General features: G+C 67.1%; 16 protein-coding genes. 5 read left to right on the top strand and 11 right to left on the bottom strand.

Annotated elements, in window-relative coordinates; translation table 11 throughout:
* The first annotated feature begins 65 nt into the window (after window positions 1-65).
* The 3 genes from C4S71_RS17595 (at window position 66) to slmA (ending at window position 3,091) form a co-directional block, all read left to right on the top strand.
* The gene (locus tag C4S71_RS17595; RefSeq protein WP_103970060.1) at window positions 66-1,463 is read left to right on the top strand and encodes a phosphomannomutase/phosphoglucomutase; all 1,398 of its coding nucleotides are present in this window, start codon (window positions 66-68) and stop codon (window positions 1,461-1,463) included.
* Between the two features lie 31 nt (window positions 1,464-1,494).
* Window positions 1,495-2,415: an acetylglutamate kinase gene (gene argB / locus C4S71_RS17590; protein ID WP_086509007.1), complete on the top strand. Its 921-nt coding sequence runs from the start codon at window positions 1,495-1,497 to the stop codon at window positions 2,413-2,415.
* 61 nt (window positions 2,416-2,476) lie between these two features.
* Window positions 2,477-3,091 (top strand): nucleoid occlusion factor SlmA, encoded by a 615-nt coding sequence (slmA, locus tag C4S71_RS17585; RefSeq protein ID WP_086509006.1) that lies wholly within the window; start codon window positions 2,477-2,479, stop codon window positions 3,089-3,091.
* A 136-nt stretch (window positions 3,092-3,227) separates the two neighbouring features.
* On the opposite strand, the gene rpoH is transcribed toward slmA, so the two are convergent.
* The 4 genes from rpoH to ftsY all read right to left on the bottom strand — a co-directional run bounded on the left by rpoH (window position 3,228) and on the right by ftsY (window position 7,345).
* Window positions 3,228-4,094 carry an RNA polymerase sigma factor RpoH gene (rpoH, locus tag C4S71_RS17580; protein ID WP_086509005.1) on the bottom strand — a complete coding sequence of 289 codons (867 nt, stop codon included), beginning with the start codon at window positions 4,092-4,094 and terminating at the stop codon, window positions 3,228-3,230.
* 187 nt (window positions 4,095-4,281) lie between these two features.
* Window positions 4,282-5,289, bottom strand: coding sequence for a permease-like cell division protein FtsX (gene ftsX / locus C4S71_RS17575; protein ID WP_086509004.1), 1,008 nt, complete (start codon window positions 5,287-5,289; stop codon window positions 4,282-4,284).
* Window positions 5,286-5,954: a cell division ATP-binding protein FtsE gene (ftsE, locus tag C4S71_RS17570; protein WP_086509003.1), complete on the bottom strand. Its 669-nt coding sequence runs from the start codon at window positions 5,952-5,954 to the stop codon at window positions 5,286-5,288. The genes ftsX and ftsE overlap by 4 nt, the downstream gene beginning before the upstream one ends.
* Window positions 5,951-7,345: a signal recognition particle-docking protein FtsY gene (ftsY, locus tag C4S71_RS17565; RefSeq protein ID WP_103970059.1), complete on the bottom strand. Its 1,395-nt coding sequence runs from the start codon at window positions 7,343-7,345 to the stop codon at window positions 5,951-5,953. Before ftsY ends, ftsE begins: the two co-directional genes overlap by 4 nt.
* Window positions 7,346-7,434: 89 nt before the next feature.
* On the opposite strand from ftsY, the gene rsmD reads away from it, so the two are divergent.
* Together rsmD and C4S71_RS17555 are read left to right on the top strand one after the other, a co-directional pair.
* Window positions 7,435-8,067, top strand: a complete 633-nt coding sequence (rsmD, locus tag C4S71_RS17560) for a 16S rRNA (guanine(966)-N(2))-methyltransferase RsmD (RefSeq protein ID WP_103970058.1) — start codon at window positions 7,435-7,437, stop codon at window positions 8,065-8,067.
* 116 nt (window positions 8,068-8,183) lie between these two features.
* A complete protein-coding gene (locus tag C4S71_RS17555; protein ID WP_103970057.1) occupies window positions 8,184-8,375 on the top strand; it encodes a cell division protein ZapB in 192 nt (63 codons plus the stop codon).
* 11 nt (window positions 8,376-8,386) lie between these two features.
* Here C4S71_RS17555 and C4S71_RS17550 read toward each other — a convergent pair whose 3' ends face one another.
* From C4S71_RS17550 to prfB, 7 genes are all read right to left on the bottom strand, one after another.
* The gene (locus tag C4S71_RS17550) at window positions 8,387-8,848 is read right to left on the bottom strand and encodes a GNAT family N-acetyltransferase (protein ID WP_103970056.1); all 462 of its coding nucleotides are present in this window, start codon (window positions 8,846-8,848) and stop codon (window positions 8,387-8,389) included.
* Window positions 8,841-9,713: a hypothetical protein gene (locus C4S71_RS17545; protein WP_234250797.1), complete on the bottom strand. Its 873-nt coding sequence runs from the start codon at window positions 9,711-9,713 to the stop codon at window positions 8,841-8,843. Before C4S71_RS17545 ends, C4S71_RS17550 begins: the two co-directional genes overlap by 8 nt.
* Window positions 9,710-10,018, bottom strand: coding sequence for a BolA family protein (locus tag C4S71_RS17540; protein ID WP_086508998.1), 309 nt, complete (start codon window positions 10,016-10,018; stop codon window positions 9,710-9,712). Before C4S71_RS17540 ends, C4S71_RS17545 begins: the two co-directional genes overlap by 4 nt.
* Before the next feature lie 28 nt (window positions 10,019-10,046).
* Entirely contained in the window at window positions 10,047-11,456 is a 1,410-nt protein-coding gene (locus C4S71_RS17535; protein WP_103970055.1) for an MFS transporter, read from the bottom strand.
* A 216-nt stretch (window positions 11,457-11,672) separates the two neighbouring features.
* Window positions 11,673-12,059, bottom strand: coding sequence for a hypothetical protein (locus C4S71_RS17530; RefSeq protein WP_010630199.1), 387 nt, complete (start codon window positions 12,057-12,059; stop codon window positions 11,673-11,675).
* Between the two features lie 91 nt (window positions 12,060-12,150).
* Window positions 12,151-13,701: a lysine--tRNA ligase gene (lysS, locus tag C4S71_RS17525; RefSeq protein WP_086508996.1), complete on the bottom strand. Its 1,551-nt coding sequence runs from the start codon at window positions 13,699-13,701 to the stop codon at window positions 12,151-12,153.
* Between the two features lie 125 nt (window positions 13,702-13,826).
* A protein-coding gene (prfB, locus tag C4S71_RS17520; RefSeq protein ID WP_103970054.1) for a peptide chain release factor 2 occupies window positions 13,827-14,925 on the bottom strand; the annotation gives its coding sequence in 2 pieces (ribosomal slippage) (window positions 13,827-14,849 and window positions 14,851-14,925; 1,098 coding nt in all).
* Between the last annotated feature and the right edge of the window lie 363 nt (window positions 14,926-15,288).

The raw sequence follows: 15,288 nt of genomic DNA, 5'->3' as shown, positions 1-15,288 counted from the left end.
GGACCTTGCGACAGCGTCATCGCAACCAGGCACATGAATTCACACTTGTCTGACAAGGAACCGTTATGAGCCAAGCCACCAACAGCAGCGTACCGGCCTCCATCTTCCGCGCCTACGACATCCGCGGCATCGTCGACGATACCCTGACCGAGGCGACCGTGGAGCAGATCGGTCGCGCCATCGGCTCGGAAGCCGCGGCGCGCAACGAGTCCACCGTGGTGGTAGCCCGCGATGGCCGCCTCTCCGGCCCGCGACTCAGCGAGGCGCTGATGCGCGGCCTGACCGCCGCCGGCCGCGACGTGATCGACATCGGCATGGTACCCACGCCGGTGCTCTACTTCGCCACGCACATTCTCGAAGGGACCGCCTCCGGGGTGATGGTCACCGGCAGCCACAACCCGCCGGACTACAACGGCTTCAAGATCGTGCTCGGCGGCGAGACGCTCTCCGGCGAGGCGATCACCGCGCTGTACCGGCGCATCGAGTCCGGCGATCTGGCCGAAGGCCAGGGCAGCGTGCGCCACGCGGACGTGCGCGACGCCTACCTCGAGCGCATCGTCGGCGACATCAAGCTCGAGCGTCCGCTGAAGGCGGTGGTCGACTGCGGTAACGGCGTGGCCGGCGAGCTCGGCCCCAAGCTGATCGAGATGCTCGGCGCCGAAACGATACCGCTGTTCGCCGAGATCGACGGCACCTTCCCCAACCACCACCCCGACCCGGGCAAGCTCGAAAACCTGCAGGATGTGATGCGCACGGTGAAGGAGACCGGCGCCGATATCGGCCTGGCCTTCGACGGCGACGGTGATCGCCTCGGCGTGGTCACGCCGAGCGGCAAGCTGATCTACCCCGACCACCTGATGATGGCCTTCGCCGAGGACATGCTGTCGCGCAATCCCGGCGCGCGGGTGATCTTCGACGTCAAGTGCACCGGCAACCTGGCGGGCGTGGTCGAGCGGGCCGGCGGCACGCCGGAGATGTGGCGCACCGGCCACTCGCTGATCAAGGCACGCATGAAGGAGACCGGAGCTCAGCTCGCCGGCGAGATGAGCGGCCATATCTTCTTCCAGGAGCGCTGGTACGGCTTCGACGACGGCATCTACGGCGCCGCCCGGCTGCTGGAGATCCTTGCCAAGCAGGACGATGACGCCGACGCCTTCTTCGCCCGTTATCCGCAGGATCTCGGCACCCCCGAGATCAACGTTCACGTCACCGACGAGAACAAGTTCGAGTTGGTGGAGAAGCTGGCTCGCGAGGGCGACTTCGGCGACGATGGCGTCAAGACCACGCTCGACGGCATTCGCGTCGACTACCCCGACGGCTGGGGCCTGTGCCGCGCCTCCAACACCACCCCGGTGCTGGTGCTGCGCTTCGAGGGCAAGAGCGATGCGGCGCTCGAACGTATCCGCAACCGGTTTGCCGACGCCCTGAAACAGGTCGACCCGGCGCTGACGCTGCCGAGCTGACGGCAGCGCTTCGTTCATTGAAGGAAGGAACATGACCGAAACGACTCGTGACCCGCGCCTGGTAGTGGAAGTGCTTTCCGAGGCGCTGCCCTACATCCAGCGCTTTTCCGGCAAGACCGTGGTCGTCAAGTACGGCGGCAATGCCATGACCGAGGACACCCTGATCGACTCCTTCGCACGCAACATGGTGCTGATGAAGGAGGTGGGCATCAACCCGGTGGTGGTACACGGCGGCGGGCCGCAGATCGGCGACCTGCTGGCCAAGCTGAAGATCGAGTCGCGCTTCGTCAACGGCATGCGGGTCACCGATTCCGAGACCATGGACGTGGTGGAGATGGTGCTCGGCGGGCTGGTCAACAAGGAGATCGTCAATCTGATCAACCAGTGCGGCGGCAAGGCGATCGGCCTCACCGGCAAGGACGGCGCCCAGATCCGCGCGCGTCAGCTCAAGGTGGAGCATCAGACGCCGGAGATGACCGCCCCCGAGATCATCGACATCGGCCACGTGGGCGAGGTGGAGCACGTCTCCACCGATCTGATCGAGATGCTCGCCGAGCGCGACTTCATCCCGGTGATCGCGCCCATCGGCGTCGATGCCAAGGGCAACAGCTACAACATCAACGCCGATCTGGTAGCAGGCAAGGTGGCCGAGGCGCTGGGCGCCGAGAAGCTGATGCTGCTGACCAACGTGGCCGGCCTGATGAACGCCGAGGGCGAGGTGCTGACCGGGCTGACCACCGCGCAGGTTGACGCCCTGATCGCCGATGGCACCATCCATGGTGGTATGCTGCCCAAGATCCGTTGTGCACTCGACGCCGTGAAGGGCGGCGTACGCAGTGCCCATATCATCGACGGGCGTGTACCCCACGCCACGCTGCTGGAGATATTCACCAACGCGGGGGTCGGCACCCTCATCACCGATGCCGACCGACAAGGGAACGACAACGCCTGAGCGGCCATCCGCCCGGCAACGCCGGGCGGGTGGCGCCGGCCATGAATAACAGAAGACCCACATGACGCAGGCTACACAGATCACCAGCCGGCGCGAGCAGATCCTGCAGGCGCTCGCCCTGATGCTGGAAGAAGACAGCGGCAAACGCATCACCATCGCGGCGCTGGCGCGCCAGGTGGGGGTCTCCGAAGCCGCCCTCTATCGCCACTTCCCGAGCAAGGCGCGCATGTTCGAGGGACTGATCTCGTTCATCGAGGAGACCCTGTTCGAGCGCATCTCGCGCATTCTCGAAGAGGTGCACGAGGCCGTGCCGCGCTGCGGCCAGATCCTCATCCTGCTGCTGGCCTTCGCCGAGAAGAACCCGGGCCTCTCGCGCCTGCTGGAAGGCGATGTCCTGACCGGCGAGACCGCCCGGCTGCGGCTGCGCATCCACCAGCTGTTCGAGCGCGTGGAGACCCAGCTCAAGCAGGTGCTGCGCGAGGCGGAACTGCGCGAAAGACGGCGCACCGTGCTGCCGGTGTCGGCTACCGCCAACCTGCTGATCGCCGTGGCCGAGGGGCGCATCTCGCAGTACGTACGCAGCGACTTCCAGCGCCGGCCCACCGAACACTGGGACGATCAGTGGGCGCTGCTCTCGGCGCAGCTGATGCGCGAGCCGCTTACCCAGAGCGCCTAGGCCACGCCAACGACTAGGCCACACAACGCCTAGGCCACACCAACGACTAGGCCACATCAACGACGAAGCCCCGACCACTGGTCGGGGCTTCGCTGTTCATGTCCTCAGCAGAGCTCGCTGGAAGCAGGCCACCGCGTCAGGCGGCCAGGGTGTCGCCCAGCTGCTGGCGGATCTTCTTCATGGCGTTCTTCTCGAGCTGGCGAATACGCTCGGCGGAGACACCGTAGACATCGGCCAGCTCGTGCAGGGTCGCCTTGTCGTCGGCCAGCCAGCGCTGCTGCAGGATGTCCCGCGAGCGCTCGTCCAGCGCCTCCAGCGCCATCTTCAGGCGACGGTTGGCGTCGTCTTCCCAGTCGCTGTCTTCGAGCTGCACGGCCGGGTCGGAGCCGTCATCGTCGAGGTAGTGCACCGGCGCCTGGTAAGCGGAATCCTCGTCCTCGCTGGGCGAGACGTCAAAGCCGGCATCATGGGCCGCCAGACGACCCTCCATCTCGCGCACCACCTCGGGCTTGACGTCGAGATCGCGGGCGATGGCGTCGACTTCGTCGTTGTTGAGCCAGGCCAGGCGCTTCTTGGCACTGCGCAGGTTGAAGAACAGCTTGCGCTGAGCCTTGGTGGTGGCGATCTTGACGATACGCCAGTTGCGCAGCACGAACTCGTGAATCTCGGCCTTGATCCAGTGCACGGCGAAGGAGACCAGGCGCACGCCCTGATTGGGGTCGAAACGCTTGACGGCCTTCATCAGGCCCACGTTGCCCTCCTGGATAAGGTCGGCCTGAGGCAGACCGTAGCCGGAGTAGCTGCGGGCGATGTGCACCACGAAGCGCAGATGCGACAGCACCAAACGACGCGCCGCCTCCAGATCGCCTTCGTCGTGAAGGCGGAAGGCGAGTTCGCGCTCTTCCTCGGCGGTGAGCATGGGGATGCCGTTGACCGCCTGGATGTACCCATTGAGGTCATGCCCCGGTGAGAGGTGACCCACCGGCAGAAGACTGGTGCTCATTGCAGGTTGTCTCCTTGAAAACCTAATATACGGTTCAATCGCCCGTTTAGACGAACGAGAGTCGATAATGTTCCCTATCCTGCCGTCAGCGTGGCAGATGCTGGGCGCGGTCGCGAGCGCAGCCTGGAACCCTGCGGCCTTTTACCGCGGCCGCACCTCCGCTCTATCGCGGCCGAACCTCCGCTCTTTACCGCGGCCGCACCTCCGCGAGGTGACGGCTCACGGCGATCCAGGCGCCCAGCCAGCCCAGTAGTGTACTGCACAACAGCAGCGTTGCCGAGCCCTCCGGCCCCAGTTGCGGCAGCGTGAAGGTGGCGCCGTAGCTGGCCGCCAGGGCGCTGACCGGCAGCGCCAGCCACTGATTGCCGAGCGCCAGCAGCCCCCAGGCGAGCAGGCCGCCGCCGAGACCGTACCAGGCCCCGCTGTAGAGGAACGGCCGCCGCACGAAGGCGTGGGTGGCACCGATCAGCATCACCACCTCGATCTCCTGGCGGCGGCTCTCCACCGCCAGGCGAATGGTATTGCCCACCACCAGCAGCACGCCCAGGCCGAACAGCACCGCCAGCGCCAGCGCCAGGCGGCTGCCGAGCTCGGCCAGATGGCGCAGCCGCTCGAGCCAGGCCAGGTCGAGGCGTACCTCGTCGATGCCGCTGAGCGCCTCGAGCTCTCCGGCCAGTCGACGCACCGCTTCGGGAGCCGGGTCCACCGGCACCACCACGATACTGGCCGGCAGCGGGTTGTCTTCCAGCCGGCCCAGGGCGTCGGCCAACCCCAGCGCCTGCTGGAACTCCGCCATGCCCTCGGCGGCGCTGATCAACCGGGTCCGCGCCACACCCTCGTGGGCCGCCACCGCCTCGTCGATGCGACCGGCCTGCCCCTCGTCGACCTGGTGTTCGAGATAGACGGTCAGGGTGGCGCTCTCCTCCAGCTCGGCATCGAGCAGGCGTGCACTGTCCAGCGCCAGCCACAGCGCCGCCGGCAGCACCAGGGCGATGGCGATGGCGAGCATGGTCAACAGGCTGCCGATGGGCGTGCGCAGCAGGCGCCGGGCGCTGTCGAGACACATGGCGCGATGGTGGCGCAGCCAGCCGCGGAAGCGGCTCGAGGAGCGGGTGCGCTGGGTACGGGCACCACGGGGCGGTGGCGGCGGCTGACGACGGCTGGTGCCGCCTTCCCGCGGCTGACGGCGGCTCATGCAGCCTCCTCGTCGGCGACCAGACGCCCCTCGCGCAGGCGCAGCACGCGATGACGCAGGCGGGCGATCAACGCCAGGTCATGGCTGGCGATCATGACCGTGGTGCCGATGCGGTTGAAGTCCTCGAACAGCGCCATGATGTCGGCCGAGAGCTGTGGGTCGAGGTTGCCGGTGGGCTCATCGGCCAGCAGCAGCGAGGGCTTGCAGACCACCGCTCGGGCAATGCCCACGCGCTGCTGCTCGCCGCCGGAGAGCTCGATGGGCAATGCCTTCTCGCGATGCAGCAGGCCCACCTTGTCCAGCGCCGCCCGTACCCGACGCGCCGCCTCGTGCGGCTCGAAGCCACGGATTTCCAGCGGCAGCGCCACGTTGTGGAAGATGGAACGGTCGTGGAGCAGCTGATGGTCCTGGAACACCACGCCGATCTGGCGGCGATAGAACGGCACCTGACTGGGATGCAGGCGGCCGATGTCGTGACCGGCAACCAGCACCCGGCCGCGGGTGGGCCGCTCGAGCAGCATGATCAGACGCAGCAGCGAACTCTTGCCGGCCCCCGAATGGCCGGTGAGAAAGACCATCTCGCCACGCTCTACGCGAAAATCGATGTTGGCCAGCGCGTCGAAGCGCCCGCCGTAGCGCTTTCCCACATGCTCGAAGAGGATCATGACGAGGCGGCGGCTCCCTCGTCGCCCTGGTCGAAGAGCGCGTCGACGAAGTCGCGGGCCTCGAAAGGACGCAGGTCATCCAGGCCCTCGCCCACGCCGATGAAGCGGATCGGCGTACCGAGCTGCTTGGCCAGGGCGAAGATGATGCCGCCCTTGGCGGTGCCGTCGAGCTTGGTCAGGGTGATGCCGGTGACCGGCACCGCCTCGTTGAAGGTGCTGGCCTGAGACAGCGCGTTCTGGCCGGTGCCGGCGTCGAGCACCAGCATCACCTCGTGGGGGGCGCTGTCGTCGAGCTTGCCCATCACCCGATGCACCTTCTTGAGCTCCTCCATCAGGTGCCCCTTGTTGTGCAGGCGCCCGGCGGTATCGGCGATCAGCACGTCGACCTTGCGCGCCTTGGCCGCGGCCACGGCGTCGTAGATCACCGAGGCGCTGTCGGCGCCGGTGTGCTGGGCGATCACCGCCACCTTGTTGCGCTCGCCCCACACCCTGAGCTGCTCCACCGCCGCGGCGCGGAAGGTGTCGCCGGCGGCCAGCATCACGCTGCGCCCCTCCCGCTGGAAGCGTTGGGCCAGCTTGCCGATGGTGGTGGTCTTGCCCACCCCGTTCACGCCCACCACCAGGATCACGAAGGGGCCTTCGCCCTTGGCCGGCAGCGCCAGCGGCCTGGCCACGGCGTCGAGCATCGTGGCCAGCTCGTCCTGCAGCGCGCGGTAGAGCGCCTGGGGATCCTTGAGCTCCTTGCGCGAGACGCGCTCGGTCAAGCGGTCGATGATCTCGGTGGTGGCCTCGATGCCCACGTCGGCCATCAGCAGCTGAGTCTCGAGATCCTCGATCAGCTCGTCGTCGATCTGCTTCTTGCCCAGGAACAGCCCGGCGATGCCCTCGGTGAGGTTGGCGCGGGTCTTGCCCAGGCCGGAGCGGATGCGCGCGAACCAGCCCTGCTTCTCGGCCACCGGCTTCTCCTGCAGCGGCGTGCGCGCGGGCTCCGGTTCAGGTTCAGGTTCAGGCTCGGACTCCGCTGCCGCTTGCGCTGCAGGCTCGGATTCGGATTCGGATTCGGGAGCCAGCGTCTCGGCGCGCAGCACCGCGTTCTCCTCTTCCCGGTCGACCTCGTCGAACGCCTCGGTGCGCTCATGCGCCTCGTCCGCGGCGGGGCCGGCCATGGCACGCTCCCCGGCGCGCGGGGCGTCGACCACATCCGGTTCGGCAGGAGCCGGTTCGCGTTCGGCCTGCTCAGCGGTCGTAACCTCTGTCGCGGATTCCTCGGTGGGTCGCCCGTCGCGCGCACGCTCTTCTTCGGTCTGCTCTTCGGGCGGCGTCGGCTGTTGACCTTTCAGCTCGTCCTGCTGCTCTTCCTGCTGCTTCTTGCGCTTGAAAAAACCGAACATGGGGGAATTCAGCCTCACGGGTGAATGATCGCTACATCCTAACACCGCGCATCATGACTGTGGACAAGGCGACGGGTACAATTCGCCCCATGACCCGACGCCGTCCTCCCCTCCGCTCACACTCCCGCTCCGGCACCCATTCGTCCAAGGGCGGCGGGCGGCTGCGCATCATCGGCGGCGAGTTTCGGCGTCGATTGCTGCCGGTGCTCGACAGCCCCGGGCTGCGTCCCACGCCCGACCGGGTGCGGGAGACGCTGTTCAACTGGCTGACGGCCGCCACCCCGGGGGCACGGGTACTGGACCTGTTCGCCGGTACCGGCGCGCTGGGCCTGGAGGCGCTCTCCCGCGGCGCGACCGAGGCGCTGTTCGTCGAGCGTGATGCCCGGGTTGCCCAGGCCCTCGGCGACAACCTGCAAACCCTGGGCGCCGGCGAACGAGGCACGGTACGTAGCGCCGACGCCCTGGAGCTCCTCGTCGCCGGCCCGACCGGCCTCGGCCCCTTCTCGCTGGTCTTTCTCGACCCGCCCTTTCGCCAGGGCCTGGCGACGCCCTGCATCGAGCGACTGGAGCAGGGCTGGCTCACGACGGATGCGTGGATCTATGTGGAGACCGAAACGGGCCTCGACATCGAGGTACCCGAGAGCTGGTCGCTGCATCGCGAAGTGCGCGCCGGCGACAGCACCGGCCGGCTCTACCGGCGCCAGGCGAAGCCCGCCGCCTGAAGGCTGCGTCGCCGTTCGGCTACGCTTGCCGAGCCTCGGCCCTCGGCGTTACGCTGCGCAACGGATTCAGTGCGGGCAGGTGCCCGCCCCGGCAGGACCTATTTCAGGAGAACACGATGAGCACCGAACTCTTCAACCGGCTCGAACAGAAAGTGGCCAGTGCCGTCGAGGCCCTGGAGCTGCTGAAGATGGAGGCGGAGGAGCTGCGCGAGGAAAACAGCCGGCTGAAGCAGGAGCGCGAAGAGTGGGAGCGCCGCCTGACCGCCCTGCTGGGCAAGTTCGACGAAGTGGAAACCGAGCGCGGCTAAGCCCTCACTTCTTACAAACGGCGCGACATCAGGATGGCATCTTCCCTGTTCGCGCCGGTCGTGCCCTCCAGGGGCGGGTAATAGCCGCGCCGCCGGCCATCTTCGTTGAAGCCGGCACGCCGATAGAGCGCAACGGCCGCTGCATTGCCCGCCCGCACTTCGAGCAACAGTCTCTCGCTGCCCCAGCGGCGGCACTGCGTCACCACTGCCGTGAGCAGCGTCGCCGCCAGGCCGCGGCGACGCATGGCGGGTGCGACCAGCATCGCCTGCAGCTCAGCCTCGAACGGCAGCCTTGCCACCACGGCGTGAGCGACGAGCGCATCCTCGACTTCGATGCCGAACACGCAGCAGTCGCGATCCTCGAGCGCGGCCTGCAGTTGACCGGCCGACCAGTGGCGAGGCTGCTGCCGTTCCAGCGCCACCAGCCGCTCCAGATCGCCGAGCGAGAGGCGGCGCACCCCGCCATCAGTCATCGGCCTCGGCGTCCTTCGCCGACCAGGCCCGCCGCCACGCCAGCAGCGTGGGCCACAGCGAACGCTTGGCCTCGGCGCTCTGCACCAGCTCATCCAGACCGGGCCCCTGCCAGCCGGGCAGGCCCAGCGATTCGATTCGCCCCTCGCCGTGACTCAGGTCGAGGAGTCGATCGAGCGTGTCGTCACGGCCGAAGATCAGCACCCGCTCGGGCGACCATCCGCGTCTCTGCGTGCCCTCGACGAAGGCGGCAAGCCCTTCCCGCGCCTCTTCCAGGGGGGCCTCGACCGGCAGGTTCTCCATGGGTGGCCAGCGAAAGGTCTCGAAGACCAGCGGCACGGGAACGTCGATCCCGGCTGCCTTCAGTGCATTGCTGAGCAGCTCGCCTTGGGCGGCGTCCGGCGCCGACGGCTGCGGCACGAACACCAGCCAGCGCCCGGCCAGGCAGGCCAGTTGCAGGGTGAAGCGCAGGGGCTCCTGCGCCTGCCGTGGCATCGTGGGCGTCGTCTCGGGACTCGTCTCCGGGCTGGCCGCATCGGCATTCGCCGTTTTCGCACTGACCGGGGCAGAGTCTGTCTCAGGCGCCTCGCCTTCGGGCTCGATGCCCAGCAGCTGCCGGGCGCGACGGGGCGGCCTGGGGCGTGCACTCTCGCCCGCCGTCGATGTGGGTGGCGCCTGACGGGGGGTGGCCTCGGCTTCGTCCAGCAGCGCATGCAGCCGCTCAGCGGGCGGTGCGGGCGCCGCCCGCTCGGGCAGCGTCCACTCACAGGCTTCGGTCGGCTGGGCATTGGGCAGCCGGTAGCGCGCTACCCAGGCGGTCAGCCCCATCGCCTCCAGATACTGAAGGCGCTGCGGTTCGGTGGTCACGCGCCGGCGCCGCGACAGTCGGGGGAGTCGGGACGCGCACCGCCGCGCGCCGCCCACTCCTGAGGCGTGTAGAGATGCAGCGCTAGGGCGTGTACCGGCCCCGCCAGCTCATCGGCCAGCAGCGCATAGAGGCGCTGGTGGCGCTTCACCGGCATCAGGCCCTGAAAGTGCTCGGACACCACCGTGACCTTGAAGTGGGTCTCGGAGTTGGCCGGAACGGCATGTCGATGACTCTCGTTCTCCACCGCCAGGTGGGTGGGCTCGAGGGCCTGCAGCTTCTCTTCGATGACGGCCTGAATGCTCATGGTGGCTCCTCGATGATGAAACATGGGGTCATTGTACTCCCTTGTCCGGCGACTTCACCTGTGACAGTGCCTGACCGGCGAGCGACATCCGCGCCAGGCTGGCGCCGAGTGCCAGCAGACAGGCCAGACAGCCGACCCAGAGCGTGACCTGAACCGGCGCACTGGCGGCCATGAAGGCGCCGACCAGGGCCACACCGAGGGACTGTCCCACGGTGCGCGTGGTGCTGAGTACCCCCGAGGCACTGGTGCTGAGCTCCCGCGGCGCACTAGTCATCATCTCGCGGTTGTTGGGCGGCTGGAACAAGCCGAAGCCGATGCCGCAGAGCGCCGTGCGCCACAGGCTGTCGATGAGCCCCGCATCTTTGGGCAGCAGCGCCAGCGAGGCCAGCCCCAGCATCAGCAGCACCAGCCCGGTGCTGGCCATGAGGCTGGGATTGACGCGGTCGGCAAGGCGGCCGGCCAGCGGGCCCACCAGCATGATGGCCAGCGGCCAGGGGGTGAACAGCCAGGCGGTGTGCAGCGGCGAGAAGCCCATCTCCTGCTGATAGAGGAACGACAGCGCGACGAAGGCCAGCCCCTGGCCGACGAAGGCCAGACCCGAGGCGGAAACCGCCAGACGGAAGCGCGCCACGCGGAACAACTGCGGTGGCAGCAGCGGATGGCTGGCGCGGCGCTGGCGGTGCAGGAAGAGGTAGCCCACTACGACGCTCACGGCCAGCCAGGCCAGCGCCTGCCACAGCGGCGCCCCATGGCCCAGGGTGTCCATGGCCAGAAAGAAGCTGCCCAGCATGATCACCGAGCCCAGCGCCCCGCGACCGTCGAAGCCGCCGCGGCGTCCCTTCTCGCGAGGCAGCGCGCGCCAGGCCAGCCACAGCGAAATGAGCCCCAGGGGCAGATGCAGAGCGAACAGCCAAGGCCAGTTGGCCACCGACAGGATCAGCCCGCCGAGCGCCGGGCCGGCGGCATAGCCACCTGCCACCACCAGCGCCGAGAGCCCCAGCGCGCTGCCCAGCAGCCGGGTGGGAAAGATCGAACGGTAGAGCGACGGTCCGATGGAGAGCGTGGCGGCCGCCCCCAGCCCCTGCAGCGCACGAAACAGCAGCAGCCACTCCAGGCTGCGCGACAGCGCCGCGCCCAGCGAGGCGAACACGAACAGCAGCAGCCCGGCCACGTAGAGGCGACGGCGGCTGATCATCTCGCTGAAGGAGGCGCATACCAGCAGGAAGGCGGCGCAGACGATCTGGTAGAGGTTGGTGACCCACACCGCGCGGGCATCGGAAATCTGCAGATCGCGCGCTATCGACGGCAGCGCGATGTTGACCATGGTGACATCGACCACCGCCATCAGCGTGCCGAGGATCAGCGCCAGCACCGCCAGGCGTCGCTCGGGACCCGGCAAGCCGTCGTCGCCGGGCCGGGTCGAAAAGAGTCGGCTCATTCGGTTTCCATCGCTGCGAAGTTCGTAACGAGAAAACCGGCCGCAGCCGGTTTTCGCATCTGCCTTAAAAATGGAAAGACGCCGATTTGCGTCGCGAGCGATGAGAGCCCGCTTTCCGCCGGAGCGCAGCAACCGGAGTTTACAGCCTGCTAAATGAGGATTGCGAGCACCGCCGGAGAGCGGGATATCGAGCGCAGCAGAAAATCGGGGCTTTCCTCAGTCCTGGTCGGTTTCCAGCAGGAGTGAATCGTCGACCTCGGAGATTTCCAGCGCCGTTTCGTCGTCCAGGTCGATGGCGAGATAGCTATGCTCGACCTGCAGGAAGCGCTGGAACAGCGCCCAGTCGAGGGCCTCGGGCCACTGCCGCTCGTCCTCTTCCCAGGCGCGCAGCTCGGTCTCGAGGATCTCGAGGTAGCGCTCGCGCACGAAAGCCTCCAGGGCCTCCGGGGTGTCCATCTCGGGAATCAGATAGACCGTGCTTTCACGTTCGACGTCCTCCAGGGTGAGGTCGTCCTCCCCCATGGTGGGTTCCAGCGCATTGATCCAGTCCACGAAGTGCCGGGTCGGCCTGACGCTCAGGGCGGAGCGGTTGAGCAGTTTCATCGCGGTCTCCTCGACGTCGAAACGGTGATCATTATGGGCGCTAGCGCCGCCGCTTACCAATACTTCCGCCCAGCAGCGCTGCGCAGCTCCTTCACTCCACCTCAGGGCGCATGGCCGGGAACAGCAACACATCCCGAATCGAGGCGCTGTCGGTGAACAGCATCACCAGGCGGTCGATGCCGATGCCCTCACCGGCAGTGGGCGGCATGCCGTACTCCAGTGCGCGCACGTAGTCGGCATCGTAGTACATCGCCTCGAGGTCCCCGGCCTCCTTCTCCGCCGCCTGGGCGCGGAAGCGCTCGGCCTGGTCCTCGGCGTCGTTGAGCTCCGAGAAGCCGTTGGCGATCTCGCGCCCGCCGACGAAGAACTCGAAGCGCTCGGTGACGAACGGGTTGCTGTCGTTGCGCCTTGCCAGCGGGCTCACCTCGGTGGGGTAATCGGTGATGAAGGTCGGGTCCTTGAGGCGATGCTCGACGGTCTTCTCGAAGATCTCGATCTGGATCTTGCCCAGGCCCCAGCCGTCCTTGACGTCGATGTCCAGCCGCTCGGCGATCTGCCGCGCGGCGGCCTCGTCGGCCAGCGCCTCGGCGTGGATGTCCGGGTTGAACTCGAGAATCGAGTCGAACACGCTGATGCGCTTGAGCGGCTTGCCGAAGTCGTACTCGTAGCTCTCGAGCACCTCGCCCTCGGCGTTGCGCACGGTGTTGACCACGGTAGTGGTGCCCAGCACCTTGAGCGCGATGGTGCGCAGCATCTCCTCGGTGAGATCCATCAGGTCATGATGGTTGGCATGGGCCTGATAGAACTCGACCATGGTGAACTCGGGGTTGTGGCGAGTCGAGAGGCCTTCGTTACGGAAGTTCCGATTGATCTCGAAGACCTTCTCGAAGCCGCCCACCACCAGGCGCTTGAGGTAGAGCTCCGGCGCGATGCGCAGGTACATGTCGATGTCCAGCGCATTGTGGTGGGTGATGAAGGGCCGCGCGGTGGCACCGCCGGGAATCGGCTGCAGCATAGGGGTTTCCACCTCCATGAAGCCGCGCTCCTCGAAGAAGCGGCGCATGGCGCTGATCACCCCGGCGCGGGTCTCGAACACCTTGCGCGAGTCGGGGTTCATGATCAGGTCGACGTAGCGCTGGCGGTAGCGCGCCTCCATGTCGGTCAGGCCGTGGAACTTGTCCGGCAGCGGGCGCAGGCTCTTGGTCAGCAGCCTGGCCTCTTCCATCATCACGTAGAGGTCGCCCTTGCCCGACTTGTGCACCGGGCCGCGGGCCGCGACGATGTCGCCGATGTCCCAGCCCTTGATGTCCTCGAGCGTCGCTTCCGGCAGGCCCTGCTTGTCGACGTAGAGCTGGATCGTGGCGCTGGGATCCTGGATCACCAGGAACGGACCGCGCTTGCGCATGATGCGCCCGGCCACCGCCGCCGGGCGGCTGAGCGCCTCCAGCTCGGCCTTGTCCTTCTCGCCCAGCTCGGCGATCAGCTCGGCCGCCAGGCTGTCGCGGCGGAAGTCGTTGGGGAAGGCGCTGCCGCCGGTGGCGGCAGCGCGCTCGCGGCGTGCCGCCAGCTTGGCCCGACGCTCGGCGATCAGACGGTTCTCGTCGGTCTGGGGGCTTTCCGGGGAGGAGCTCTGGTTGGCCATGTTGCTACCTGTTGGATTCATCCGTTCGAAAGATACCGAGACAAGACGCCCCTCGACGGGAGAGGCGCGCCCTTTACACGCCTCGAATCGAGGGGCTCTGCCGTATCGGCAAGCGCAAGTGCCGGTTACAAGCCTTGCTTCAAGCTGGCTTCGATGAAGGCGTCCAGATCGCCGTCCAGCACCCGGTCGCAGTTGCTGGTCTGCACGCCGGTTCGCAGGTCCTTGATGCGCTGGTCGTCGAGCACGTAGGAGCGGATCTGGCTGCCCCAGCCGATATCGGCCTTGGAGTCTTCCGCTTCCTGCTTGGCGGCGTTGCGCTTCTCCATCTCGTGCTCCCACAGCCTCGCCTTGAGCTGCTTCATGGCGAAGTCGCGGTTGGCGTGCTGGCTGCGCTGGCTCTGACAGGCCACCACGATGCCGGTGGGCTCGTGGGTGATACGCACCGCGGAATCGGTGGTGTTGACGTGCTGACCGCCGGCGCCGCTGGAGCGGTAGGTGTCGACGCGCAGGTCCGCCGGGTTGATCTCGACCTCGAAGCTGTCGTCGATCTCCGGCGACAGGAACACCGAGGCGAACGACGTGTGGCGACGGCCGCCGGAGTCGAACGGGCTCTTGCGCACCAGGCGGTGGACGCCGGTCTCGGTACGCAGCCAGCCGAAGGCGTGGTCGCCCTGCACGTGAATCGTGGCCGACTTGATGCCCGCCACCTCACCGGCGGAAAGCTCGGTGATCTCGGTCTTGAAGCCGTGGTGCTCGCACCAGCGCAGGTACATGCGCAGCAGCATGTTGGCCCAGTCCTGGGCCTCGGTGCCGCCGGAGCCGGCCTGGATGTCCAGGTAGGCGTTGTTGGCGTCCATCTCGCCGGAGAACATGCGCCGGAACTCGAGCTTCTCGAGGCTCGCCTGCAGGCCGTCGAGCTCCTTGCGGACTTCGGAGACGGTGTCCTCGTCCTCCTCCATCTCGGCCAGCTCGAGCAGGTCGCGGCTGTCCGCCAGGCCCCGGTCGAGCTCGTCGATGGTCTCGACCACCAGCTCCAGCGCGGCGCGCTCCTTGCCCAGCTTCTGCGCGTACTCGGGGTCGTTCCAGACGTTCGGGTCTTCCAGCTCGCGGGAGACTTCCTCTAGCCGATCCTTGCGTTCGGCATAGTCAAAGATACCCCCTCAGGACGTCTGTCCGTTCGGCCAGGTCCTTGATGAGGTTGTGAATGGGGTTGGTTTCCAGCATGGGGCTCGCTCGCCTGATTCGCTAGGGAATAACGACGCCGCCGAAGGATACGAACCCTGGGCGGACGGCGCGGAAAAGGCGCTTATTGTAGCGAACTCGGCGCAGGGGCGCATCCTTGCCGGCCGGCACTGTCAGCAATGTCTTACACACAAGCAGGCGAAAGTCTTACATCACATTTCTGGTTAAATCTACTAGGGTGAGTTAAGCTCAAGTCTTGTGTATGGAGGGAAGTAGAGAGGGTGGCGTATCCTGCTGATTGATCACGCCAGATCACAACCAGCATAGGATGGATACGCCATGAGCAATTCTACTCTCCAAGCCGTGACGCAGCCAGACGCCGGCGCTACTGATCCGTTGCATGAG

The sequence above is a fragment of the Billgrantia desiderata genome (assembly GCF_900108215.1).
GTDB lineage: Bacteria > Pseudomonadota > Gammaproteobacteria > Pseudomonadales > Halomonadaceae > Halomonas > Halomonas desiderata.
The sequence above is the reverse complement of the archived record's forward strand: the minus strand, read 5'-3'. Positions and strand labels throughout refer to the sequence as shown.